General features: G+C 58.0%; 22 protein-coding genes. 8 read left to right on the plus strand and 14 right to left on the minus strand.

Annotated elements, in window-relative coordinates; translation table 11 throughout:
• From MHX61_RS01785 to MHX61_RS01795, 3 genes are all read left to right on the plus strand, one after another.
• A partial coding sequence (locus MHX61_RS01785; protein WP_239191927.1) for a transposase occupies window positions 1–352 on the plus strand: 352 nt, incomplete at its 5' end.
• A 222-nt stretch (window positions 353–574) separates the two neighbouring features.
• A complete protein-coding gene (locus MHX61_RS01790; RefSeq protein WP_239191929.1) occupies window positions 575–1,291 on the plus strand; it encodes a TVP38/TMEM64 family protein in 717 nt (238 codons plus the stop codon).
• A gap of 53 nt (window positions 1,292–1,344) precedes the next feature.
• The gene (locus MHX61_RS01795; RefSeq protein ID WP_198493063.1) at window positions 1,345–1,923 is read left to right on the plus strand and encodes a MarR family transcriptional regulator; all 579 of its coding nucleotides are present in this window, start codon (window positions 1,345–1,347) and stop codon (window positions 1,921–1,923) included.
• On the opposite strand, the gene MHX61_RS01800 is transcribed toward MHX61_RS01795, so the two are convergent.
• Window positions 1,920–2,759: a DUF3097 domain-containing protein gene (locus MHX61_RS01800; protein ID WP_239191931.1), complete on the minus strand. Its 840-nt coding sequence runs from the start codon at window positions 2,757–2,759 to the stop codon at window positions 1,920–1,922. The two genes, MHX61_RS01795 and MHX61_RS01800, sit on opposite strands and share 4 nt — an antisense overlap.
• 33 nt (window positions 2,760–2,792) lie before the next feature.
• Between MHX61_RS01800 and MHX61_RS01805 the strand changes: the two genes are divergently transcribed.
• Window positions 2,793–3,566, plus strand: a complete 774-nt coding sequence (locus tag MHX61_RS01805; RefSeq protein ID WP_239191933.1) for a hypothetical protein — start codon at window positions 2,793–2,795, stop codon at window positions 3,564–3,566.
• Here the strand turns inward: MHX61_RS01805 and MHX61_RS01810 are convergent.
• The 3 genes from MHX61_RS01810 to MHX61_RS01820 all read right to left on the minus strand — a co-directional run bounded on the left by MHX61_RS01810 (window position 3,563) and on the right by MHX61_RS01820 (window position 8,301).
• Window positions 3,563–4,636: a ferrochelatase gene (locus tag MHX61_RS01810; protein ID WP_239191935.1), complete on the minus strand. Its 1,074-nt coding sequence runs from the start codon at window positions 4,634–4,636 to the stop codon at window positions 3,563–3,565. The genes MHX61_RS01805 and MHX61_RS01810 overlap by 4 nt on opposite strands.
• A 31-nt stretch (window positions 4,637–4,667) precedes the next feature.
• A complete protein-coding gene (locus MHX61_RS11365; RefSeq protein WP_239191937.1) occupies window positions 4,668–6,122 on the minus strand; it encodes an NlpC/P60 family protein in 1,455 nt (484 codons plus the stop codon).
• Window positions 6,123–7,836: 1,714 nt separating this feature from the next.
• Window positions 7,837–8,301: a DUF6676 family protein gene (locus MHX61_RS01820; RefSeq protein WP_204609022.1), complete on the minus strand. Its 465-nt coding sequence runs from the start codon at window positions 8,299–8,301 to the stop codon at window positions 7,837–7,839.
• A gap of 328 nt (window positions 8,302–8,629) precedes the next feature.
• On the opposite strand from MHX61_RS01820, the gene can reads away from it, so the two are divergent.
• The gene (gene can, locus MHX61_RS01825) at window positions 8,630–11,443 is read left to right on the plus strand and encodes an aconitate hydratase (RefSeq protein WP_204609020.1); all 2,814 of its coding nucleotides are present in this window, start codon (window positions 8,630–8,632) and stop codon (window positions 11,441–11,443) included.
• A 191-nt stretch (window positions 11,444–11,634) separates the two neighbouring features.
• Window positions 11,635–12,210 (plus strand): TetR/AcrR family transcriptional regulator, encoded by a 576-nt coding sequence (locus MHX61_RS01830; protein WP_204609017.1) that lies wholly within the window; start codon window positions 11,635–11,637, stop codon window positions 12,208–12,210.
• A 75-nt stretch (window positions 12,211–12,285) separates the two neighbouring features.
• Here MHX61_RS01830 and MHX61_RS01835 read toward each other — a convergent pair whose 3' ends face one another.
• The 5 genes from MHX61_RS01835 to MHX61_RS01855 form a co-directional block, all read right to left on the minus strand.
• Window positions 12,286–13,422, minus strand: a complete 1,137-nt coding sequence (locus tag MHX61_RS01835) for an ATP-binding cassette domain-containing protein (protein ID WP_239191939.1) — start codon at window positions 13,420–13,422, stop codon at window positions 12,286–12,288.
• Window positions 13,413–14,105, minus strand: coding sequence for an energy-coupling factor transporter transmembrane protein EcfT (locus MHX61_RS01840; protein ID WP_239191941.1), 693 nt, complete (start codon window positions 14,103–14,105; stop codon window positions 13,413–13,415). Before MHX61_RS01840 ends, MHX61_RS01835 begins: the two co-directional genes overlap by 10 nt.
• Window positions 14,105–14,815, minus strand: coding sequence for an ECF transporter S component (locus tag MHX61_RS01845; protein ID WP_204611436.1), 711 nt, complete (start codon window positions 14,813–14,815; stop codon window positions 14,105–14,107). Before MHX61_RS01845 ends, MHX61_RS01840 begins: the two co-directional genes overlap by 1 nt.
• A 182-nt stretch (window positions 14,816–14,997) precedes the next feature.
• The gene (locus MHX61_RS01850) at window positions 14,998–15,969 is read right to left on the minus strand and encodes a nucleoside hydrolase (RefSeq protein WP_239191944.1); all 972 of its coding nucleotides are present in this window, start codon (window positions 15,967–15,969) and stop codon (window positions 14,998–15,000) included.
• 21 nt (window positions 15,970–15,990) lie between these two features.
• Window positions 15,991–16,665 (minus strand): NAD(P)H-binding protein, encoded by a 675-nt coding sequence (locus MHX61_RS01855; protein ID WP_239191946.1) that lies wholly within the window; start codon window positions 16,663–16,665, stop codon window positions 15,991–15,993.
• 104 nt (window positions 16,666–16,769) lie between these two features.
• Here MHX61_RS01855 and MHX61_RS01860 point away from each other — a divergent pair, with 104 nt between their 5' ends.
• Together MHX61_RS01860 and MHX61_RS01865 are read left to right on the plus strand one after the other, a co-directional pair.
• The gene (locus tag MHX61_RS01860) at window positions 16,770–17,039 is read left to right on the plus strand and encodes an ACT domain-containing protein (protein ID WP_179386521.1); all 270 of its coding nucleotides are present in this window, start codon (window positions 16,770–16,772) and stop codon (window positions 17,037–17,039) included.
• Between the two features lies 1 nt (window position 17,040).
• Entirely contained in the window at window positions 17,041–18,405 is a 1,365-nt protein-coding gene (locus MHX61_RS01865) for a PFL family protein (RefSeq protein WP_204609007.1), read from the plus strand.
• Between the two features lie 24 nt (window positions 18,406–18,429).
• On the opposite strand, the gene MHX61_RS01870 is transcribed toward MHX61_RS01865, so the two are convergent.
• From MHX61_RS01870 to MHX61_RS01890, 5 genes are all read right to left on the minus strand, one after another.
• Window positions 18,430–19,752 carry a DUF2254 domain-containing protein gene (locus MHX61_RS01870; RefSeq protein ID WP_239191948.1) on the minus strand — a complete coding sequence of 441 codons (1,323 nt, stop codon included), beginning with the start codon at window positions 19,750–19,752 and terminating at the stop codon, window positions 18,430–18,432.
• Window positions 19,753–19,758: 6 nt separating this feature from the next.
• Window positions 19,759–21,390 (minus strand): ABC-F family ATP-binding cassette domain-containing protein, encoded by a 1,632-nt coding sequence (locus MHX61_RS01875; RefSeq protein WP_005328391.1) that lies wholly within the window; start codon window positions 21,388–21,390, stop codon window positions 19,759–19,761.
• 114 nt (window positions 21,391–21,504) lie between these two features.
• Window positions 21,505–21,912 (minus strand): metal-sulfur cluster assembly factor, encoded by a 408-nt coding sequence (locus MHX61_RS01880; RefSeq protein ID WP_005324830.1) that lies wholly within the window; start codon window positions 21,910–21,912, stop codon window positions 21,505–21,507.
• On the minus strand, window positions 21,913–22,365 hold the full coding sequence (gene sufU / locus MHX61_RS01885) for a Fe-S cluster assembly sulfur transfer protein SufU (RefSeq protein ID WP_005324831.1): 453 nt from the start codon (window positions 22,363–22,365) through the stop codon (window positions 21,913–21,915).
• Entirely contained in the window at window positions 22,362–23,609 is a 1,248-nt protein-coding gene (locus MHX61_RS01890; protein WP_239191950.1) for a cysteine desulfurase, read from the minus strand. Before MHX61_RS01890 ends, sufU begins: the two co-directional genes overlap by 4 nt.
• Window positions 23,610–23,625 lie beyond the last annotated feature (16 nt).

The following is a 23,625-nucleotide window of genomic DNA, read 5'->3' on the forward strand; positions in this document are numbered from 1 at the left end:
CTCAGTCAAGGTCTGGCAGGACGCGTGGGCGCGGTTTGTCCCGTTTCTGCAGTTCCCACCAGCAGCTAGGAAGGTGATCTATACGACGAACTCCATTGAATCTTTTAACAATGAGCTGCGTAAAGCTACTCGCAACAGGGTGCAGTTCACCAACGATGAATCAGCCCTAAAGACGCTGTGGTTGATGATCTGCAATATTGAAGACAAGCGAGCCGCCAAGAGAGCAAAGCAAGGTAAACGAGTCTCAAGAACAGCCGGCAGACTCATGGAAGGAGCCCGAGTATCCGGCTGGAAACAAGCCATCAACCAAATGGCCGTGGCCTTTCCCGACCGCTTCGACAAATACCTATAAACCCAGCCCCACACACAAACAACTTGACACGCTCTTGTGCGGGAACAGCGGAACGATGTTGTGGCACATCAGGGCCTTGTGGGGCGGAATGATGTCGTGAGACAGAGCGGAACGATGTCATGGAACCAGACACCCCCTCGGGCACAAAGGACCGGCGGTTACCACTAAGGTAGCCGCCGGATTTTTCTATTCAGTACTCCCACAAGGACTACGATCTCCCCCATGACCACACTTTTGAGTTGGGCGCGCAGCTTCGGCCATTTCCTCATGTCGCTCGCGCGGTCCGCTTGGCGGTCAATCCTCCAGTGGTCGATACGGCGTTGGATGGCCGTCTTCGCCGCCATCGTCACCGGCGTGGCCCTCCTATATTTCTTCGATCTGCCAGACGTGTCCCAGCTTCGCGAGGCCTCCACCCGCTATGGCGCATGGTTCCCCCTCCTTTTCACCCTAGGTTATGTCATATTTACGCAGCTTCCCTTTCCCCGGACGTTGTGGACGGTAGCCGCAGGAATATTTTTCGGCCCATGGAAAGGACTCGCGCTATCCCTGTGCGCCTTGACGGTGTCAGCGGCCCTGTCGCTCCTCATCGTCCGCACGCTCCTTGGAGACTGGATCCGCCCGCACCTAACCCACCCCGCAGTGTTTAAAATCAATGCCCACTTAGAGCGGCGCGGCTGGCTGGCCATCGCTTCGCTGCGAATGGTGGCCGGCGTGCCCTTTAGCCTCCTAAACTACGTTGCCGCCCTAACTCCGGTGAAGCTTAGCCATTTCACCGTGGCCACTCTCCTCGGTTCCATCCCGACTACTGCCCTCGGCGTCTTCTTCGGCGATGCCCTCACTGGCCACACCTCGCCCGGCATCATTGTCGCCATGGTGGCTTTTGCCGCCGTCGGTATGGGCGGGCTGTATATGGATTCGCGTCTACCCACTCGCCCATAAGTCAAGTACGAGCGGTAGACTATGTCGCAATTGGTTCCTTAAGGAGGATTTCCGTGCTTGCTGTCCACGCCCGCTACCGGGGCCGCTCCGTGCGTCGCGCAGAGTTGGTCCAACGTTCTGCAACGGCGCTATCCACCCTCAATGGTGTGGGCGAGTTCCACGTGCTCGGCGTGGAAGATATTTGCGCCGTAGTAGATTCAGCAACTGCCGTGTGCGACGTGGTCATGGCTTTGCTTGCCGACGGCGACTGGGCCATCGGCATCGGCATTAGTCCCGGAAACCAAGAAGATGAGGAAGGCGCGCGCCAGGTAGCAACCGCCGCATTGCGGAAGTCCGCCCGCATGGGGCAGGTCTACGCCAAACTCAATAAACGCGGCCGCGCTTCGGAGGCGAGCGATATCGCGGCCACCTTTGCCCTACTTGGGTACGTTCTCCACAAGCGCACCATCGAAGGCCGCGAAGCAACCTCGCTTGTCCGCGCAGGGCTCAACCAGAATGAGGCCGCCGAAGAGCTGGGAATTTCCAAGCAAGCCATGTCACAACGCCTCCAGGCAGCCGGCTGGAGCGCCGAGATGGCGGGGTGGCAGTTGGCCGTCAACCTCATTGAACGCGCCAACCTTGCCCACCCCTAGAGCAAGTCGGACTTGCTCAACTCAGGTGTAGTAACGAAGTCCACGAGGCGCTCCACGGCGCCGATCAGGCTGGAGTCTAGGTCGCGAAAAGAATGCACGGCGTTATAGACATGACGCCACCCATCCTTCGGGTCGCTCCACCCTACGCGGCGGCAAATACCGGTTTTCCAATCCTCGCCGTAGGGCACATCTGGCCATTCACGCAGGCCTACGCGCTGCGGTTTTACCGCCGCCCAGATATCGATGAAGGGGTGTCCAGTTACCAGGACATGCTCTCCCACGGTTTCCGTTAAGCGGGTTTCCTTGGAGCCTTGAACCAAGTGATCGGCCAGTACGCCGACCCTGCGGCCCGGCCCTGGCTGAAACTCTGCGAGGCGCGCCTCCAAGTTGTCCAAGCCCTCGATGTATTCGACGACCACGCCTTCCACACGCAGGTCGTGCCCCCACACCTTTTCCACAATGGCGGCATCATGCACGCCTTCCACCCAAATGCGCGATGGCGCGGCAACCTTAGCCTCCACGTTTTCTACGCGGCGGGAGCCGGAGTTGGACTTGCGGGGAGCCTGCTTTTCGACGTACCGGGTAAGCGTCACTGGCTCGCCCTCCACCAGGAACCCGCCTTTAACCAGATTAAAGACGCGCTCTACGCCCTGGCGATCCTCAAGGCGTACCACCTCCCCGAAAACGGTTTTATCCACGCCCATAACAGCCCCCACAAAGTCATCGCCGCGCACTTCCACTACCATTCCGGGCTCGGCTGGTACTTCCGGGTACTGGCGCGGCTTCGACCGCGAGTGGCCAGCAAAAATATCTCCGCCATAAGGATCAAAACTCATGGCCCGTTAGTCTATCTACTAGACTGGCTCGCCATGGATATGCGCGCCGAAGTATGGTCACCTTTACAAAACACCGCCGTCTGGCTTGGCTCGTGGCTATGGGGGCATGAAACCACCGATGACTTGCTGGACGCGCTTACTGAGCTTGGCGGACGCCCAGAATGCTGGGACGAATCCCCCTTCGTCGATCTGCTAGCCATGCTGCGCGCGGAGACCTCCGAGCTTACGGCTCATCGCGGTGTACGTGCAGAGCCTATTGTGCGCCTCGCACTGTCCGGGCCAGGCGAGCCGCCTGCATTGCCGGCAGGATCGGAGTCTTATCGCGCGGCCGCACAAAGTTCTGCCGGGGCAATCATAGTTCGTACCAATGATCCCTTGCGTAACTTAGTCCTCATCCCCCACATTCAGCACAGCCATACAGCGTGGCAAGTGGTCGTCGAAAAGCAGCAGCTCCCCGCGCCCGCCTGGCTAAGCCCCGGTGAAGCCGACGCACTCCTTTCCCAAGCAACCAATGAGTCCGCCGATCTCATCGCCGCAACCGGGTATAGCACCGAGGCCTTGCCCAACCCCCGCCTCACCGTGGGAACCCTGAGCGACTTCTATGACACACCTGGCCTTCCCCACTCAACGCCAGCTCGAGCAGCCAAGCTCTTTGCCCGAGCCGATCGGGTAGCCGCAATCATCGAAACCGTCACTGACCGCATCAATGACCACAGCCTTGACCCACAATTGCTTCGCTTGTGGCGCCACATACGCCAGGCCCGCATGACAGGCGTGTCTTATGCGCTGGGAGAATTTGCCCGTTAACGGGACCAGATATCGCAGCACCCCGCCGCACACGGTGCACCATTGACTGTGCACCCTTGCACCGTGACACTCCCGCTGGTCTCCCACTCGCGGCCCTGCTCTAGCTCATCGATGAGATCAACGACCATCTCCGCAAACCGTGGAGTCGGACCCGCTGTCCGGGTGCGCAGGACCTTGACACCCATCTCGTCTGCCGCCTTCTGCAGCTCGGAATCGAGATCCCAGATAACCTCCATATGATCAGAGATGAAGCCAATCGGACACACCACTACCGTGTCGATACCTTCGTTATGGTGAATATCTGTGGTGTGATCAACAATGTCTGGCTCGAGCCACGGAGTGCGTGGGTTGCCCGAACGTGACTGCCATACGAGGTCGTAGTCAGAAATACCTGCCTGCGACGCCACCAACCGCGACGCCTCTGCTACCTGGCGGGAGTAAAGGTTTTTATCGCCTTCCACACCGCCCACGTTATCGTGCGCGACGGGAACCGAATGGGCGGTAAACAGCATGCGAGTGGATTCCTTCTTTTCTTCCGGAACCTGTCCCCAGACCTCTGTGACGGCGGCTGCCATTTCGACCACGAACTTCGGATGATCGAAGAATTGGCGAATCTTAGTAAATTCAATGTCCGGCAAACCCTGCTCCGCCAGATGCTCGCGCATCTGCTGAATATCCTCATCATATTGCCGGCATGCGGAGTACCCACCCCATGCAGAGGTAGCGAAGACGGCTACCTTGCGCACCCCGTCCTGAGACATCTTCTCCGCGGTCTCGCCGGCAAAGGGATGCCAATTTCGATTGCCAAAGTAGACAGGTAGATTATGTCCGCGTTTTTTCAGCTCCCCTTCGACATGATCGATGATTTCTCGGTTAAGTGCATTGAGCGGACTTACCCCTCCGAAGTGGTAATAATGCTCGCCCACCACTTCTAGCCGCTCGCGAGGGATACCTCGACCTTGGGTAACGTTCTCCAAAAAAGGAACGACCTCCTCGTTTCCTTCCGGGCCACCGAAAGAAAGAACGAGGAGGGCGTCGAAGTTTTGGGCATTCTGTTGTGCGTCAGTCATGCCCTAAACCATACCAACCAAAAGTTGGAGATTAGAGAAGGCGCACGACATCGGGAGTAGCGCCACCCCAGCGAACTGGAACTACTGAAACAGTCTGACCAGACTGTGGCGCTTCAATCATTTGGCCGTCGCCTAGGTAGATAGCTACGTGCTGGCTTCCACCAGCTCCGTAGAAGATAAGGTCACCGCGCTGTGCATTCGCACGAGGAACCTTCTTGCCCTGCTGGTACTGCGCACCAGTGTAGTGAGGAAGGTCCAGGCCGGCTGCCGCGTAGGCGTACTTGACTAGCCCCGAGCAATCGAAGCCAGACTGACCGAAGTCACCGAAGGAATCAGCCACGCCACCATCGCGAAGCCCACCAGTAGGACCATTATTATCGCCGCCACCCCACACATAAGGGACGCCGACCTGAGACTCAGCGCGAGAAATCACGGCCTCGATCTGAGCGTCTCGGCCCGCGTCTGCACCAGTGGTGGTTTCCTCGGACTCAGTTACCTCATCCAGCTCCGGAGCATCAACACTGGCGGCAGGTGCTGTATTCGGACTGCCCAAACCAAGCAAGTCAGAAGAGCCCTGCATGAGGGTGCGCACATCGTCCTCATCAACGGCTGCAGCGATATCATTCGCAAGTCCGAGCGCATCGTTAACAGAGGACCCAGTGCCGAAATCGACGTTCTGGAACGTCGGAGTAGCACCCTTGTTGAGGGCGTTTCCAAAGTCCGCTTCTGGAGTAGTCTTATCCTGCTCAGCAACGGATGGAGCCTCCGGATTATCGGCAACGTCCGCACTGCCAGGAGCCTCAAGCGATCCCCGATCTACTACCTCATCCGTAAAGCCCTGAGACTTGTCCTCGGAAGTCAAGTCTTCAGATTTGACCGTAAAGGCGTTAGCCGGAGCTGCAGAATCAAGATTATCAACTTGATTTGGCGAGGTTGGAAGAGAATCCTGCTGCGAGAGCTGCATCCCGCTTGCTGCCTCCTCTTGGGGCGCAGCCTGCTGCTGGCGGGCAAAAGTGGCCTCCGCAAACCTTTGGGTAGCGTTTAGTCGCGCTTCATTCTGGGCCAGCTCCCGACGCTCCTGCGCAACCCGATTCTCGGCTTCTCGCTTTTCCTCACCGGCCTGGCGCAGCTCATCTTCCAAGCTGGCAACGTACTCTTCATTAGTGCCCGGCTCGCCGTTCACTTGTTCCAATTGGGTTCGGATCTGAGCAAAACGGTCTTCCGCTCCGGAAACATCTGCTTCCGCGCGACCTAGCTCTGCCCGGGACTCCTCCACAGCGGCCTGCAGCGAATCTGCATTGGTAACCGCACGGTCAATTGCTACGTGGTCTGACTCTTGGTCCTGGACCGAACCCGGGTTTGGCGTCGATACTTCATCGGCGCCTGCTGGGGCTACGGTGGAAAGTGTTGAAATGGCTGCGGTACCTGCTACTGCAGCAATGAAAGCGCGAACATGTCGAATGCGCGGAAGGCGAATGGTGGCCACTGAAATACTCCTAGTTTGGGCCCACCCTGCTCCTTTTGTGAGAGTCCACGAAGACCTCCGGACATAGGTATGCCCGGGCTCCCCGCCTGCATATTTCACACAAACACAGGCGTTATCGCATGCCTTATTGGGTGGCCTAGGAAATCGCTTCGACTAGATATCTATAGCTACGCGAAACTATCCCCTGGCGCCCGCAGACACTAGAGCGGTAACTGGTATTGGACTGCCTACATTGGCTGAGACTTCACTCCGGGTGTGCACATTCTGTGGACGCTCAGCAGACTTAGGGCTTTCATGTTGGAACTAGAGAGAGTTGAGGACGATTGCTGCGCCGATACTGGATGACTCTAACCGCTACTGTTTCCCCACAACAGCGATATCCAGCCAACTAGTGCTCCGACAAGAGAGCCTAAAAGTCTACTTGCGTGAGTCCGACAAGTCGGCCACAAATGGTCTACAACTATTCTCTGTTCAAACAAATTCCCACGACTGCGAAATCCACTTCTATTCTTCGCTGTGCGCGACATACGCTCCAGGATGCGTCTAACAACCCGCGATTCCGTATGCCCCGATCACGTCTTCGTTGCACTGAGCACCGTGAGAACTGCTCTACGGATTCTGGCAGACCTCGCCGCGGCGCCGACCGGAACCCAAAAGGTCTAGCCTTTTAGTACTACCGAGCCGTCGAGGGCAAGCAGCCACAAACCATGAACAGGCCGCACGAAGCTGACCCTTGTGGAGTGATTCGGCGTTCCCAGACCCTATCCCTATGGACCTCTCCGTACGCACCTTCTGCAACAACAGGCTTTCAGCCTTAGCCATATAAAGGTTCGCACCAAAATTTCCACACGGTGGAGTTCTAATGAACCCGTCTCACCTCATAAACGGAAGGTGGGTTGATGTGTAATTTTTCGAACATTGTAATCGCTCAAGTTCTTTGCCTGCGTTCCCAATCGCTATCGAAAGGTCCCGGTTCATTGACTTCCAAGAACGGCCACTCGACGTTCTAACTTTCGCTCGAGGCGTGCTTCCCCACATACCCGTGCGAGTTCTCTCGTGACAGTCAAGGCTAAGCCCATGAACCCAGGAAGCAAGAAATGTCTCCTGAGTCGACACCCGAACCTTACGTCACGACACGCCCGTTTCGCACAATTTTCCCGCAATTCACGTGAGTCAAGTTAATTCACATGACTCAACATGTGCACCTAACCTGCAATGATTTTGTTACCGTCCCGTTATTGTGACTTTAATCACTATCAAACCGGAGTCCCATACGCTCTACCAACCCCGAGCCTGACCACGACCAGGACAACTGAACCACTGCCCCACCGGATGTCAACCCCTAAGGGTTTACTTTGACCACTCCCCCGCCCCATCCACGATCCCCAATTAGGCATCCGGCTCACGCTAAGTCCAGGCCGAACTTCTGCCTCCCCAATCCGCAAACGACTCTCCCGGCACCCCGTGAGTGAACGAAACTGCGTCATCCACATTCGCCCGGAGTTCTTCAGTACACGCCTTCGGGACAGTTGCCCGAATTTTCCGCGCATCAAAGGCTCGCAAAAGTTTCACCCTCTAACGCGATACTTTCTCGAACAAACTTAATTTTCAGGTACTATTTGTCGAATTCTGGAAGGCCATGTTCCACGCTTCTCGCCCGGCTTTCATTACTGGCCGGCTCGCACCCTCAGCTTCCGTAGATCCTCTTCAACTATTAGGGCTTGCGACGGCCGGCCGCTAGGAAAGAGCCAACCAATACAATCACGGCGATTACGGCAACTGCCCCCACCACTGCGCCGACCGGGAAGCTGATTTGGTCTAGCCCCCTGTAGTACTCAGACAGAAGGTCTACTTGGTTAGCCCCAGGCGCGATCTGCGCCTGTACCGACTCAATGTCAGCGCGGCTATAAGTGTCACTAACGGAAGAAACATGGCGAGGGGTTTGTACGATGACGGTGTTTAAACCTGTCGCATCCTGGAGCTCTTGGGCAATGTCACGGACATCAGGTGTACGATCAGCCACCACATCAACCACGGCCACTCCGTCACCGTCTCGCAAGCCTTGAGCTACCTCCGCGTTGAGCTGTGCATCTTGGCTGAGCGTTGGGGACGTGTAGGCCACGCCGTCCTCTTCCAGCTGGCCTGCCAAATCAGCTACATCTACGCCCGCGGGAACCATGTGTATCTCTTCCTTATATATAGGGCTCCTAAACTTCTTCTCCCCCAAGATACGGGCGGGCCACAGACGTCCATCCCCTCAACTCGCCGAATTTCTCAAAAAGGTGAAAACAGAACGCTTGTACTGTTACAATGGCAGCGACCGAAGGTTTTAGCCTCTACAATATCTAGGTGAACCATCGCGTTCTTTGTCGCCTTCAACACAGCAGGCCCCATGGTCGCGTCGAGTCACACTCGTGACCGTTGACGCTGAGCACTGCCCCGCTGTGACGAAAGGCGGCGAGTACCAAACAGAACACACTGTTTATTAACAAGGAATGGAGCTCCCTGTGACTGAAAGCTTGAACTCCTTCGAGGCCAAGAAGACCCTTGACGTCAACGGCAAGTCTTATGACTACTTTGACATCAACACCGTCTCCGGCTTGGAGAAGTTGCCTTACTCCCTCAAGGTGCTGGCAGAAAACCTGCTGCGTAACGAGGACGGCAAGAACGTAACCAAGGATCACATTAACGCCTTGGCAAACTGGGATCCGGAGGCAGAGCCGGACACCGAAATCCAGTTCACCCCAGCGCGCGTCCTCATGCAGGACTTTACCGGTGTTCCTTGCGTTGTTGACCTCGCCACCATGCGTGAGGCCGTCTCCGCACTGGGTGGTACCCCAGATCAGGTTAACCCTCTCAACCCGGCCGAAATGGTCATTGACCACTCCGTCATCGTTGAGGCTTTCGGCTCTACCGATGCGCTGGAAAAGAACGTTGAAATCGAGTACCAGCGCAACGAAGAGCGCTACCAGTTCCTGCGCTGGGGTGCTGAGAACTTCTCCAATTTCCGCGTAGTTCCTCCGGGAACCGGCATTGTCCACCAGGTAAATATCGAGTACCTGTCCCGCGTTGTATTCGACAACGAGGGCCTCGCTTACCCGGATACCTGTATCGGCACCGACTCCCACACCACCATGGAAAACGGCCTGGGCATTCTGGGCTGGGGCGTCGGCGGCATCGAAGCAGAGGCTGCCATGCTCGGCCAGCCGGTATCCATGCTCATCCCGAAGGTCGTAGGCTTCAAGCTGACCGGTGAGATTCCCACCGGCGTTACTGCAACCGACGTCGTTCTTACCATCACCGAGATGCTGCGCGAGCACGGCGTTGTTCAGAAGTTCGTTGAGTTCTATGGCAACGGTGTTAAGTCTGTCCCGCTGGCAAACCGCGCCACCATCGGCAACATGTCCCCTGAGTTCGGTTCCACCGCTGCGATCTTCCCGATTGACGAGGAGACCACCAAGTACCTCGAGCTCACCGGCCGCCCGCAGGAGCAGATCGACCGCGTCGAGGCCTACGCCAAGGCACAGGGAATGTGGCTGGAGGAGGACGCTCCAGAGGCAAAGTACTCCGAGTACCTCGAGCTGGACCTGTCCACCGTTGTTCCTTCCATTGCCGGCCCGAAGCGCCCGCAGGACCGCATCCTGCTGACCGAGGCCAAGGAGCAGTTCCGCAAGGATCTGGCTAACTACACCACCGACGAGGTTTGCGTTGACGAATCCTCTGTCGAGGCAAAGCGCATGTCCGCAGAAGGCGGCGCCCCAGCTATGGAGGACGTCACCGGCGGCTTAAACAAGGCTCGTGAGGGTCACGGCGAGTCCTCGGCTATTGGCGCGAAGGGCCGTCACTCCAACCCAATTACCGTTGAGTCCCAAAACGGTGGCGAGTTCACCTTGGACCACGGCATGGTTGCCATTGCCTCCATAACTTCCTGTACCAACACCTCTAACCCATCCGTCATGGTGGGCGCAGGCCTTATCGCCCGTAAGGCAGCAGAAAAGGGTCTGCAGTCCAAGCCATGGGTTAAGACCATCTGTGCTCCTGGCTCCCAGGTTGTTGATGGCTACTTCCAGCGTGCAGACCTGTGGAAGGACCTCGAAGCCATGGGCTTCTACCTCTCCGGCTTCGGCTGCACCACCTGTATTGGTAACTCCGGCCCACTGCCGGACGAGGTTTCTGCAGCCATCAACGAGAATGACCTCGCTGCGACCGCGGTCCTTTCCGGTAACCGCAACTTTGAGGGTCGTATCTCCCCGGATGTCAAGATGAACTACTTGACTTCTCCAATCATGGTCATCGCCTACGCCATCGCCGGCACCATGGACTTTGACTTTGATGCACAGCCGCTGGGTCAGGATAAGGAAGGCAACGATGTCTTCCTGAAGGACATTTGGCCATCCCCGCAGGAGATTGAGGACACCATCCAGTCCGCTATCTCTCGCGAGATGTACGAGGCTGACTACGCCGACGTATTCAAGGGCGACGATGCCTGGCGCAACCTGGACGTGCCGGAGGGCGAGACCTTCAAGTGGGATGAGGATTCCACCTACATCCGCAAGGCTCCTTACTTCGACGGCATGCCTACCGAGCCGAACCCGGTTGAAGACATCAAGGGCGCACGCGTGCTGGCAAAGCTGGGCGATTCCGTCACCACTGACCACATCTCCCCTGCTTCCGCTATTAAGCCGGGCACTCCGGCTGCGCAGTACCTCGATGAAAACGGCGTTGCCCGCCAGGACTACAATTCCCTGGGCTCCCGTCGCGGTAACCACGAGGTTATGATGCGCGGTACCTTCGCAAATATTCGCCTGGCCAACCAGCTGGTCGACGTCACCGGTGGCTACACCCGTGACTTCACCCAGGAAGGCGGCCCGCAGGCCTTCATCTTCGATGCTTGCCAGAACTATAAGGAAGCCGGCATTCCGCTCGTTGTCATTGCTGGTAAGGAGTACGGTACTGGCTCTTCCCGCGACTGGGCAGCTAAGGGCACCAACCTGCTTGGTGTGAAGGCTGTTATCACTGAGTCCTTCGAGCGTATCCACCGTTCCAACCTGATTGGCATGGGCGTTATCCCACTGCAGTTCCCGCAGGGCGAGTCCCACGAGTCCTTGGGCCTGGATGGTACGGAGACCTTCGACATCGAGGGCATCTCCGCCTTCAACGATGGCTCCATCCCGAAGACCGTCCACGTAACCGCTACCAAGGAATCCGGCGAGGCCGTGGAGTTCGATGCTGACGTCCGCATCGACACCCCGGGTGAGGCTGACTACTTCCGCCACGGCGGCATCTTGCAGTACGTTCTGCGTCAGATGGTCAAGAACTAAGCGTCTTCGCGCAGTCCTTTAGCCCAACCGATGGGTTAAAGGACTAAGTTCAGTCGACAACGCGGGGTTGCACCGCCCTCTCTCAGGAAGGGCAATGCGGCCCCGCGTTTCGTCACGTCGACTTTATTTCTTATTTAAAATTACTGATTAAACAATCTTTAGATATCCCCCATTAAGGAGAGTTCCCTACTATGCCCATCGTGAGCGAATCTGAACTTAGCCGCCGCCGGCACGACATTCTCGTAGGTGCCCGCCGCTGCTTTGCAGAGCACGGGTACGAGGGAGCAACTGTTCGGCTACTCGAGCAAGCGACGGGTAAGTCACGTGGCGCAATTTTTCACCACTTCGGTGACAAAGAGTCACTATTTCTTGCCTTGGCGCAAGAAGATGCCGCTCGTCAAGCCGAAGTCGTGGCTCAAAATGGCTTGGTAGAAGTCATGCGGGAAATGCTCCAACATCCTGAGCGCCACGATTGGCTGGCCACTCGCTTGGAAATCACCTCCCTGCTACGCACGGACCCCTCGTTCGCCGCTCGGTGGAAAGAAAATCAATCGGTTCGTGATGAAGCCGTTCGCGCACGATTGGCATCTAATGCGGATAAGGGTCGCCTACGAGATGATGTAGGAATCGATACCTTAGCCATCTATCTTGAGGTATTTATGGACGGATTCATTAATCGACTTGCCTTGGGCGATACAGCGGAGCTGGAGAATGTTCTTGACTTAGTAGAGCAATCCATCCGCGGTGCTCAGGCGAGCCCACAGTAACCCCATACAACTACTTTTGCTCCCGGCAGCGTCTTAACTGATGTTGGAAACAGCCGGGAGCAATTTTGTATGTGCTTATAGATGCTGCGCCGGCAGTGTCTTTTCCGTTACTTCAGCATAGGTTTCTATTTCAGCCACAAACTTAGGATCGTGGCAGGTAACTGCGAGGGCGCTGCCGGACTGCAGTGCGTGGTGGATAAGTTGGTGCATGAGCCAGCGGTCAGCAGCTGAAAGCAAGGTGTCTGGTTCGTCGAGCAGAACCACCGGTCGCTGCTGCCCGATCACGTGGGCAATCTGCGCAAGCCGCAGGCGAGACGATGATAGGTCGAGAGGATGATCTGCCGGATTTAGTCCCAGCAGGTTGCGCAAGGTGTCGTTGGGGACGAATTCCTCCACCGTTGGAAATACCGCCTGATCAAACGGCGATTGCAAGGCAAGAGCGGGTGGATTCGGGACAGCTCCGGCGCCATCGAGCCCAGCAGCAGCGCGCAGGAGCGTGGTCTTGCCACTGCCATTATCGCCTCGCAGCCACGTAACCGCAGATTTCGCGATAGGGATTTCTACCGGTCCGACGCTGAAGGAAGTGCCACGGGGCTGAGAAAAGTGCCACCATTTCTTCTTTGCTGCACCCCTGCGTGCTGTTAGCGGACCGATACTCCCTGTCCGGGGGCTTGCAGAAACCCGCGGTAAGTCTACGGCCGCTACGAGTGGGTCTGTTCCAATGATGTGCCCACCCAATTCTTGCCAGGAAGCACTGGATATAGAAATGACGCAGGTTTCCGGCAATTCCTGCAAGAGGCGAACCACTTGCGTGCGCGAGTCAGCATCAAGCCCGGCTGCAGGCTCGCACACAATCATGACTTCCGGATCGCGAATGGCGACACAGGCAGCCGCAAGCCTGCGTGTTTGGCCACCGGATAGCTGTGTTGGATCGTGTTCGCGGTAGTCAGACAGGCCCACGGCGCGAAGCATTCGCTCCCCGCGCCGCTGCATTTCAGGGGCAGGAACGCCGGCATTTTCGACGCCTAAAACTACTTCTTCGATACAGGTTTCCCGCAGGAAGCTAATCTGTGCTGAGGCATCCGTACCGATGATGGCTTCGGTAGATAGGTGCTCGGCTAGTTCCACGGCAACGTCTTCGACGGCTGTGTCAGGCTCGACGAGTACTTGATAAATGGCCCCAGGGGTGGGCTTAATGCGGGCTAGATCCATGTAGCAATCACCACCGCAAGGGTTACTAGCGGAATGAGGAAGCGTACGACGCGGGAGGCCATGGAATCGGAAACGGGGCGCAATAGGCTGCGTTGCCCTTCCTGGTCGAATCCGACGGCGGCGAGGGCCTGGCCACGTTGGGTTCCTTGGGTAAGGAGGCGAGCGATAACGGGAATAATGACGCGCGAGATGGTATTGCGCCAAGTCACGGTGATGCCTGCGAGCTGGTTGGCTTCGCGGACGCAACGCCATGCGTGCGCACCTTGGGGCAGGGTTTGTAGGGAGGCTCCAACGATATACGCGACCTTGTGGCCAGCGCGCGAAACTTGCAGCCACTTGGCGATATCAGCAATGCGCAGCACTGCCATGGCCGCGATGAAGCAGGCCATGAGGGCGCAGAACCGCAGGGTGAGGGTGGCGGCGAGCACCAGGCCGTCGCTTGTTACCAGCGGCAGCACTGGGTCATCACCGTAGGGGGCGTGAATGACCAGCATGGAAAGGGCCGCTGGGGCGCTTAACGCCACAGTTGTCAAAATCACGGAAGCGTTGCGGGTAGCGGCAGTACCGCAGGCTAGGGCGATAAGCACTACGCTTGCCGACGCCACCGGGGTATTCAGCGCCAAAGTAAGGACCCAGCCGCAGGCCGCGATGGTGACAACGGTGGCGGGATGAAGGCCCTGCATTAACGTGGCTGGAGGGATTCTCGGGTGCGCTGCGGCAGTGCCTTGACCGCTGCCCAGACAATGAGGAAGACCAATGCCTTATCCAGGGGATCCGAAATAAAGGACTGCAGCGTAACCGAGGCGATGAGGGAATTGCCCAGCTCTCGGAACAGCGAAACAACCGCGCCCGTACCAAGACCTGCGGTACCGCCATAAACAAAGGCCGCCACTGGTGCGGCGAGCATGCCGGAAATGATGCCGATGATGGCGCCGCTGAGAATGACCCACCACACCTTAGTGAAAGCACCCTTCTTGATTACCAGTCCAGAGAGGAACCCCGTGGCCGCGGACACGGCGGCGAAGGGCAAAGCGGCGGGGTTCAACAGTCCCCATACGACGGAGGACAAGGTACCAGTAGCCAATCCGGCGATGGGGCCCGCGAGCGCGGCTACCAGGATCGTTCCCACGGAGTCGATATACAGCGGAACGCCGATAGAACCGATGATTTCGCCGACAACAATATTGAGCACTAGCGCTACCGGGATGATGGCGATGGTTCGCGCCGGTAGCGCCGGAACGGTGCCGGCTAGAAGGAGCGCGGCGCCAACGAGGTAGCCGGCGAGGGTAATAAGCGCCTCTGTCGAGCCGGCAACGGATTCCCAATCAGTAGGACGCAGAAGAACCAGATAAATCCAGGTTGCGGCGACAATGAGAGCACCCGCGATGACCATAGCCTTGCGGGCGGGGGTGAGAGAAAGCTGTGACACAGTAAAAGTCCAAATCCATATACCGAAAAATGGGCAAAATAAACGACGACCGCGGATGGTGCTGCGTTCCTATGTCACCTCGGAAAGCGAGCTTGCACGGCACGTGCGCCGCGGATAATAGTAGAGGCTCTGCGTGTTAAAAGCTACTAATGCGAAGCCAATAGCGTGAATCCCCGCGCGCATTCGTGGTGTGCGGCCTCTATATCTGCGCCTGTTACCAGCCGCGCGTTGTGGGCGCGGCCCCAATGGTTGCGCAAATCTGCAACGCACGTGCCCCGCAACAGTGACGATTCCGCTTCAACGTCCACGGTGGTTTCTGTCGCTTCATAAGGGATGCGCCCCAGGGCAATCATGCAGGTCAAGAGGTCGTGGATCTGGGCTTGATATCCCTCCCCTTGTGCCTGGTGGAATTCAAAATAAAAACGCAGCACGTCCGGCAGGATTTGTGCCGTGGGGTGCTCCCCCAACATTTCTAGGGCCTCGTCTAGGCGCTGCGGGGTGATGAGAAACTGTTCCGTTACTTCGAGGGAACATAGCGTGGTGAGAACGCGTGGGGCGGTTGAATGAAAATGTTGGGCGGCGGCGTGTGGATCCACCCAAAAGTTCCACTCGGCAGTTGGCGTGGTGTTTCCGCGGTAATTGACCGCGCCGCCCATGATTGTGATGGCACCGAAGCGCGCGGCAGCCTCGCTATGGGTTGCTTCGAAAGCGGCAAGGTTGGTGACTGGTCCGGAAACGATCAGCTGCAGATCGTCGTGGGTGGCTAATGCTTCTTCCCATACCTGCTGCCAATCGCGCTGTTGCAGCTTGGCGGCGGCAGCGGGGGCATGTGCATAGCCCAGCCCTGTCGGGCCATGGGTCTCAGGGGTGGTGGTGAGATCCACCTTGAGGGGTTGGGGTACGCCGGGGGCTACGGGGACGTCGGCAAGCGAGCAAAGGTCCAAAATCCAGCGGGCATTAGCCGCGGTCTGGTGGACCTCGACGTTGCCGGCCGTGGTGGTAACGCCCACCAGCTCGATCTCACCGGCATGATGCAGACCCGCCAAGTACATGAGGGCGAGGCAATCATCGATACCGGGATCGCAATCAATAAGTACGGCTGGTGGCTTAGCAGTCATAATGCCAGCCAGTTTAGCGCCTTACTTGATAGAGCTCACTGGATTGTCGCCATCAACGAAGGCAAGCGGGGATTCCGGCAGGTTTTCGCGGCCAAGGGCCTCGACGATGACGTCCGCAACCAGCTCGCGGGAAGAAGTCATAGACTCCTTCAGCATCTTATCCTCAATCATTTCCAGGCCCTTGGCTGGTTCCTCGGTCAGCATCGCTGGCTTGAGGATGAGGTGCGGGTAGCTGGCCTGTACAAGGCGGTTGTCTACTTCCTTCTTGGACTCCACGTAGGAATACCACTTCTCATCGGCAGGATCCGTGGTTGCTACCTGGGAGCCGACGTAGGAGATCATCACATAGGCAGGTACATTCTTGCCCTCCTGCTGTAACTGGTCCATCGCGTCGAGGGTAGCGAGGGCGCCGTCGCGGTCGACGGCCCAAGTGAGGTCTGCCCCACCGCGGCCGCCATTGCCGGCGCCCCAGACTACAGCGTCATAAGCGGCGAAAAGCTCTGCCCACTGATCCACGGTTTGTTCAGTAATATCCGCCATAACCGGGGTCGCGCCGAGCTTTTCAATCTCGGCCTTTTGCTCCGGATTGCGGATGAGGGAGTGGACCTCATGACCGGCCTCAACCAGCTTAGGTGCGGTCAGCAGCCCGACCTTGCCGTGTCCACCGATGTACAGAAACTTCTTCTTATCAGTCATACCTCCCCACCGTAACAACGGCGCGGTCGGCGTGCAGACGGCCTCCTTACTCCGGCACGCACAAACCACCGCGGCGCGCCCGGCAAGCAGATAGAATTGCATGCATGTATGCCATTATGACCGTCACCGGTGCCGATAGCACCGGCATCATCGCCGCGGTGACCACTACCCTTGCAGAACTCGATATCAACGTCATCGACGTCTCCCAGACGCTCATGGGCGGATACTTCACCATGATCCTGCGCGTCGAATTCGATGCGGACAAGGTCTCCATCCAGACCATTAAGGAGCGCATGCGCCCCGTTGCGGAAGAAAAGCACCAGTCCATCCGCATTCAGTCCGAAGACCTCTTCACCGCCATGAACGAGATTTAGAATGAGTACGCGTTTTAATACCACCAATATCTTGGACACCATCGAGATGATTGAGAACTATCGTCTCGATATCCGCACCGTGACCATGGGCATCTCGCTCCTCGGATGCACCCGCTCCACCATGGAGGCTACCTGCCAGGCCATCTATGACCGCGTCACCCAGCAGGCAGGGCGCCTCGTCGAGGTATGCGAAGGCATCGAGGGCGAGCTCGGTATCCCCATTGTGAATAAGCGAATCTCCGTAACCCCCATCTCGTTAGTGGTGGCCGGCGTAGAGGGAAACCCCGTTGACGCAGCAAAGGCGCTGGACAAGGCGGCAAAAGAGGTTGGCGTCAACTTCGTGGGCGGCTATTCCGCCTTGGTAGAAAAAGGCGCTACCACCGCGGAGCAAAAGCTCATCAGCTCCATTCCGGAGGCGCTGGCTACTACGGACGTTGTGTGTTCCTCCGTAAACATCGCCAGCTCCCGCGCGGGCATCAACATGGATGCGGCGAAGAAAATGGGCGAGGTCATCAAGGAAGCGGCCGAGCTGACCAAGGACAATTCCGCCATTGCGTGCGCCAAGCTGGTGGTCTTTGCTAACTCCGTGGGAGATAACCCCTTTATGGCCGGTGCCTTCCACGGCATTGAGGAACCCGATTGTGTGGTCTCCGTGGGCGTTTCTGGCCCGGGTGTGGTCGACCGTGCCTTGGGCTCGCTGGAGGGAGCCAGCTTAGACCAGGTTGCAGAAGAGGTGAAGAAGGCAGCGTTCAAGATCACTCGCGCCGGGCAGCTGGTGGGCAACATGGCCTCGGAGCGCCTGGGCGTTCCTTTCGGCATCATCGACCTTTCGCTTGCCCCCACCGCCGAATTGGGCGATTCGGTTGCGCACATCTTGGAGCACATGGGCCTAGACCAGGTAGGCACCCACGGCACCACTGCAGCCTTGACTCTGCTTAACGACGCCGTTAAGAAGGGCGGCATGATGGCTTGTTCCCGCGTGGGCGGGTTGTCAGGTTCCTTCATCCCCGTTTCCGAGGACAAAGGCATGATCGATGCGGTCAAGTCCGGCTCCATTTCCATGGACAAACTGGAGGCCATGACCGCTATTTGCTCGGTTGGCTTCGACATGATTGCGCTGCCGGGCGATACCTCTGCCGCGACGATCTCGGGCATGATCGCTGATGAGGCCGCCATTGGCGTGATGAACCATAAAACCACCGCAGTACGCGTCATTCCGGTACCTGGCGCTCAGGTAGGCGACGAGGTCAGCTTCGGCGGGCTTCTTGGCTACGCCCCTGTCATCCCGGTCAATCAAGTGGGCAATGCGCAGTTCATTAACCGCGGTGGCTTCATCCCCGCGCCGGTGCATGGATTCCGCAACTAGCGCCAACAACAACCGCGCCGCAGGCTACTCCGCGGCGTGCTCTTCGCCCGGCTTATCGGATTCCGCCCACGCAGCTAGGTTGGCCTGGAAGTGCTGGTAGGAATCCTCCAACTGTTGCAGCTCCACCTCGCCGCCTACCTGGCGACGAGCATCGGAGTAGATGGCCCGGGCGGCGTCGTCAAGCACGCGTCGGCGTTCCGCTGTGCGAAGAAGAGCAACCACCTTAGCGAGGTTATCCAGCATGCTGAGGTAAATCTCCGCATTATCGGCCGCGTCGCGCCGAATCTGTGTAAACATCGCCTCGACGATTTCGGCATAGCTAAAGGTCTGATAATCCAGCCGAAACTCGCCGTTGACATGCACAATGCCCTGCGGAAGCCGCTTATCCCCAATCACGGTGAGGATCTGGGTGAAGCGGTCAATGATATCAATTACCGTAAAAGGGTCATTAACTCCGGTGCTCAAAGCGCGGGCAGCAATTTCTGCAAGGTGCCGGGCAGTAAACCGAGGGTCGTGGGCAGAGGCATTTTCGCGGTACTGCGTGAGCACGATATGACGCTCAATATCTTCCGGCAACCGAGGCACGCCGTGGGCAATGACCTCGCCTTCCAGCACTAGGTCTCCCGGCGCCACGCCGAGGTGCACCGCGCAATCCTCTTGCGCTGCAGCCTGCGCGATAGCGTCATAGTCCACGAATTTGAGATAGCCAGTCTCACTACTGCGGCGCTTTTGCGCGTTCGTGTAGAACTCTGGCCCCGGCGCTTTTACTTTCTCTTCCTCTTCGCCGCGGCGAATGAGCCGGCGCATGTGCTCTTCCACGTCTTGGGCAACGACGTGCACCACGTGGGACATGCTGATCGATTGCGCAATATGCACGATGAAGTAGATAAGGAAGACAACGCAGGCGATGGCCAGCAGAACCGTGACGGCTACATTGAGGGAAGGAACGTATTCTTCTTCCCCACCGCCGCCGGTACGGACCGCGCGCAGGGACAAGAGCGCAAAAATAAAGGTGGCCAGGTAGATCGCCAACGTGGATTGAATGGAGCGATCCTTTAAAAACTCGTGCAGGAGGCGTGGTCCCATCACCGTGACGACACCGGATAGCGCGGTCAGCGTGATGAAAAAGACGGTGCCGGCCAGGGACAGGGACGAGGTTGCTACCGCGCTTAAAATCCCTTGCGCGCTATCGGCACTGCCGTCATAAAAGGGCGTGGCCGACACATCAAAATTGCTACCCACCGCAATGAGCAATTCCGCACCGATCGCGGCTATGGCCACCGCCACGGCGGGGATGAGCCAAAACTTCTCCCGCCAGGCGGGCATCCTCTCCAGCAGTGTCTTCATAAATCCCTAAGCTAGCTCCACGATCTCCATATAGTCATCGGACCACAGGTCCTCATCACCGTCGGGCATGATGATCACGCGTTCCGGATCCAGTGCCTTAACCGCACCTGGATCGTGCGTCACCAGCACCACAGCGCCCGTATACGTTTTTAGTGCATCAAGCACTTGCTCGCGCGAAATTGGGTCCAAGTTATTGGTCGGCTCGTCTAGTAACAGGACATTCGCGCGACTGGAGACCAAGGCAGCCAGTGCAAGGCGCGTCTTCTCGCCGCCGGAGAGGGTGCCCGCAGGTTGCTCCAACTTCTCGCCGGAAAACATAAAGGCACCAAGCAGGCTGCGCAACTCCTGCTGATCCGCGTCAGGACAGGCATCGATGGTGTTTTGCCACACGGACTTATCCGGGTCGATGGTGTCATGCTCCTGCGCGAAGTAGCCGATACGCAGGCCGTGGCCGCTGACGATACCACCTTCACCATCGGTGCGTTCCACACCGGCCAGCAATTTCAACAGGGTGGTCTTACCTGCACCGTTGTAGCCGAGAACAACCACCCTAGAACCTTTGTCGATGGCGAGGTCTACACCCACGAAAACCTCCAGCGAGCCGTACATCTTGGTCAGGCCCTTGGCATTCATGGGGGTCTTGCCGCATGGCGCTGGCTCGGGGAACTTGATATTGGCCACCTTATCGGCCACGCGGACCTCATCGAGCTCGCTCATCATGCGTTCAGCACGGTGGAGCATCTGCTTTGCCGCGGCGGCCTTGGTTGCCTTGGCACCGAGCTTGGCCGCCTGCTTTTGCAGTGCAGACGCCTTCTTTTCCGCATTGGCGCGCTCTCGGCGGCGCCGCGCTTCATCGGTAGCACGCGCATCGAGGTACTTCTTATAGCCCATGTTGTACACATCGGCCTCACCGCGGACCGCGTCAAGGAACCACACCTTGTTGCACACGGCTTCTAGCAGTTCGACGTCGTGGGAAATCATAATGAGCCCGCCCTCGTGCTTGGACAGGAATTGGCGCAGCCACGTAATAGAGTCCGCATCCAAGTGGTTAGTCGGCTCATCCAGGAGCAGCGTGGTCTGGGATTTACCGGAGCCTTCAGTAGCCGCAAAGAGGATCTGTGCCAGCTCCACACGGCGGCGCTGGCCGCCCGAGAGAGTCTTGAGCTTCTGATCTAAGACGCGCTGTGGCAGGCCCAAATTATCGCAGATCTGCGCGCATTCGGAATCGGCTTCATAGCCGCCGAGCGACTCGAACTGCTCCTCCAAGCGGGAATACTTACGGATAGCCTTATCCCGGAACTTATCGTCCGTGGCCGATTCCATGAGCTCTTGTTGCTTGGCCATTCGGCGCTTGAGATCATCCAGGCCGCGTGCGGAAAGAACGCGCTCGCGCGCCGTTTGCTCGATATTTCCCTCGCGGGAATCCTGGGGCAGATAACCAATGGGGCCCGAGCGGGTCACAGAACCACCATAAGGCTCCGTCTCCCCTGCCAAAATGCGCATGGTCGTCGTCTTGCCCGCGCCGTTACGGCCGATGAGGCCAATGCGGTCGCCGGGCTGCACGCGGAGGTGCTGCCCGGGGGCGTCGAGAAGCGTGCGTGCTCCTACCCTGACTTCGAAATCATTGGTTACAATCACGAAGAAATAGTCTAGCAATTGACGCGGCCAACGCTAAGACGCACTAACGCCCCCAACAGCCACTTCCCTAATCTGAGAAATGCGCTGCTGGGGGCGTGTGATTAATACGCGATTTTAGACCGCGAAGCCGAGGGCCTGAAGCTGCTCGCGGCCCTCCTCAGTAATCATCTGCGGGCCCCATGGCGGCATCCATACCCAGTTGATGCGCACAGCATCGGCCAGCTTATTGGCCTTGACGATGTCCTCGACCTGCTCTGCAATGACATCGGTCAGCGGGCACGCCGGCGAGGTCAGCGTCATATTGATCATGACGATCTCCTTGCCATTGTCCTCTTCAAACCAAAGATCATAGACAAGGCCCAGGTCAACGACGTTAATGCCGAGCTCGGGGTCAATGACATCACGCATGAATTCGGTGACATCAAAGGCCTTAGAAATCTGCTCTTCAGTCTGCTCTGGGCGCTCGCCGCTGCCGGAGAATGAAGAGTTCTCGTTCTGATAAGGATCTACGGGTTCGGTCATCTAGTTCTCCACTTCAGTTAGTGCATCGGCGGATGCAGCCTGGAAGGCCTTCCAACCGAGGAGCGCACACTTTACGCGCGCTGGGTACTGGGACACACCGGCAAAGGCGACGCCGTCACCGATGAGGTCTTCATCGCCCTCTTCTTGGCCACGAGAGGTAATCATCTTTTCGAACTCGGCCAGCTTCTCATTGGCTTCCGCGAGCGGCAGCCCCACGATCTCTTCAGCCATAACCGAGGTGGAAGCCTGCGAAATGGAGCAGCCTTCCGCGTCATAGGACACGTCCTCTACGGTCTTGCCGTCGTCCGAAAGGCGCACACGCAGGGTGAGCTCATCGCCGCAGGACGGGTTCACGTGGTGAACCTCGGCCTGATATGGCTCCCTCAGGCCGGCGTGTTGGGGGTTCTTATAGTGATCCAGGATGACGTCCTGGTACATGGAATCTAGGTTCATGAGGCAACTCCAAAGAATTCGCGGGCAGCCTTGATTGCGTCCACCAGCTTATCTACTTCTTCCTCGGTGTTATAAAGGTAGAAACTAGCGCGGGCGGTGGACTGTGCGCCGCAGGCACGGTGCAGTGGCCACGCACAGTGGTGACCAACGCGAATGGACACACCGTGGTCATCGAGGACCTGGCCCAAGTCGTGCGGGTGAACGCCTTCCACAGTGAAGGAAATGGCGCCACCGCGATTTTCGGTGGTTTCTGGACCGATGATGCGCAGACCAGGGATTTCCTTGAGCTGGCGCAATGCGCGCTCGGTGAGCTTCTTTTCGTGGGCGTGGATGTTGTCCATGCCCACTTCTTCCAAGAACTTCACCGCTGCGCCAAGGCCAACCACCTGGCTGGTCATCTGCGTGCCCGCTTCAAAGCGCGTCGGGGGTTCGGCAAAGGTGGTCTCTTCCATCTTGACGATCTCAATCATGGAGCCACCGGTCAGGAAGGGCGGAAGCTTCTTGAGCAGCTCATCCTTGCCGTACAGCACACCCACGCCGCTGGGGCCGCACATCTTATGGCCGGAAAAGGCCGCGAAATCCACGTCCAAGGCGTGGAAATCCACCGCCATATGTGGCACCGACTGGCAGGCGTCAAGGACAACCATGGCGTCCACCGCGCGGGCGCGGCGCACCAGTTCATCCACGTCCACCACGGCACCCGTGACATTGGATTGGTGAGTAAACGCAACTACCTTGACGGAATCATCAAGCTCGAGCGAATCAAGATCGATACGGCCGTCTTCGGTCATGGAATACCACTTCAACGTAGCGCCAGTGCGAGCGCAGAGCTCCTGCCACGGCACCAAGTTGGCGTGGTGCTCCAATTCGGTGATCACGACGGTATCGCCCTCGCCCACGTAGAGGTCTCCCGCGCGCTCGTCGCCCAGCACATAGGCAACTTCGTTCAGGGCCTCGGTGGCGTTCTTGGTAAAGGCGATTTCGTCGCGGTCCGCACCCACGAATGCGGCGATAGCTTGTCGCGCGGACTCGTAGGCGTCATCGGCCTCTTCCGCCAGCTGGTAGGAACCGCGGTGGACAGGAGCGTTCGTGTGCAGCACAAACTCCTCCTCCGCCTTCCATACCGGCAGCGGGCGCTGGGAAGTAGCGCCCGAATCCAGATACACCAGTGGCTTATCGCCGCGCACAGTGCGCTGGAGGATCGGGAACTGCTCCCTAATTGCGTTTACATCAAATCCAGTCATGAATCTTCTTTAGATA

This window comes from Corynebacterium sp. ACRPF (genome assembly GCF_022347395.1).
Lineage (GTDB): Bacteria > Actinomycetota > Actinomycetes > Mycobacteriales > Mycobacteriaceae > Corynebacterium > Corynebacterium tuberculostearicum_D.

Coding starts and splice junctions, on each gene's coding strand:
- MHX61_RS01845 (WP_204611436.1), bottom strand. CDS start 14,815: ATGGTCATCGCGGGTGCTCTCATTGTCGCCGCAACCTGGATTTATCTG.
- MHX61_RS01805 (WP_239191933.1), top strand. CDS start 2,793: ATGGATATGCGCGCCGAAGTATGGTCACCTTTACAAAACACCGCCGTC.
- MHX61_RS01865 (WP_204609007.1), top strand. CDS start 17,041: ATGAGTACGCGTTTTAATACCACCAATATCTTGGACACCATCGAGATG.
- MHX61_RS01840 (WP_239191941.1), bottom strand. CDS start 14,105: ATGCAGGGCCTTCATCCCGCCACCGTTGTCACCATCGCGGCCTGCGGC.
- MHX61_RS01800 (WP_239191931.1), bottom strand. CDS start 2,759: ATGAGTTTTGATCCTTATGGCGGAGATATTTTTGCTGGCCACTCGCGG.
- MHX61_RS01820 (WP_204609022.1), bottom strand. CDS start 8,301: ATGGTTCCCGCGGGCGTAGATGTAGCTGATTTGGCAGGCCAGCTGGAA.
- MHX61_RS01855 (WP_239191946.1), bottom strand. CDS start 16,665: ATGACTGATAAGAAGAAGTTTCTGTACATCGGTGGACACGGCAAGGTC.
- MHX61_RS01880 (WP_005324830.1), bottom strand. CDS start 21,912: ATGACCGAACCCGTAGATCCTTATCAGAACGAGAACTCTTCATTCTCC.
- MHX61_RS01890 (WP_239191950.1), bottom strand. CDS start 23,609: ATGACTGGATTTGATGTAAACGCAATTAGGGAGCAGTTCCCGATCCTC.
- MHX61_RS01870 (WP_239191948.1), bottom strand. CDS start 19,752: ATGAAGACACTGCTGGAGAGGATGCCCGCCTGGCGGGAGAAGTTTTGG.
- MHX61_RS01830 (WP_204609017.1), top strand. CDS start 11,635: ATGCCCATCGTGAGCGAATCTGAACTTAGCCGCCGCCGGCACGACATT.
- MHX61_RS01810 (WP_239191935.1), bottom strand. CDS start 4,636: ATGACTGACGCACAACAGAATGCCCAAAACTTCGACGCCCTCCTCGTT.
- MHX61_RS01850 (WP_239191944.1), bottom strand. CDS start 15,969: ATGACTGCTAAGCCACCAGCCGTACTTATTGATTGCGATCCCGGTATC.
- MHX61_RS01835 (WP_239191939.1), bottom strand. CDS start 13,422: ATGGATCTAGCCCGCATTAAGCCCACCCCTGGGGCCATTTATCAAGTA.
- MHX61_RS01790 (WP_239191929.1), top strand. CDS start 575: ATGACCACACTTTTGAGTTGGGCGCGCAGCTTCGGCCATTTCCTCATG.
- MHX61_RS01860 (WP_179386521.1), top strand. CDS start 16,770: ATGTATGCCATTATGACCGTCACCGGTGCCGATAGCACCGGCATCATC.
- sufU (WP_005324831.1), bottom strand. CDS start 22,365: ATGAACCTAGATTCCATGTACCAGGACGTCATCCTGGATCACTATAAG.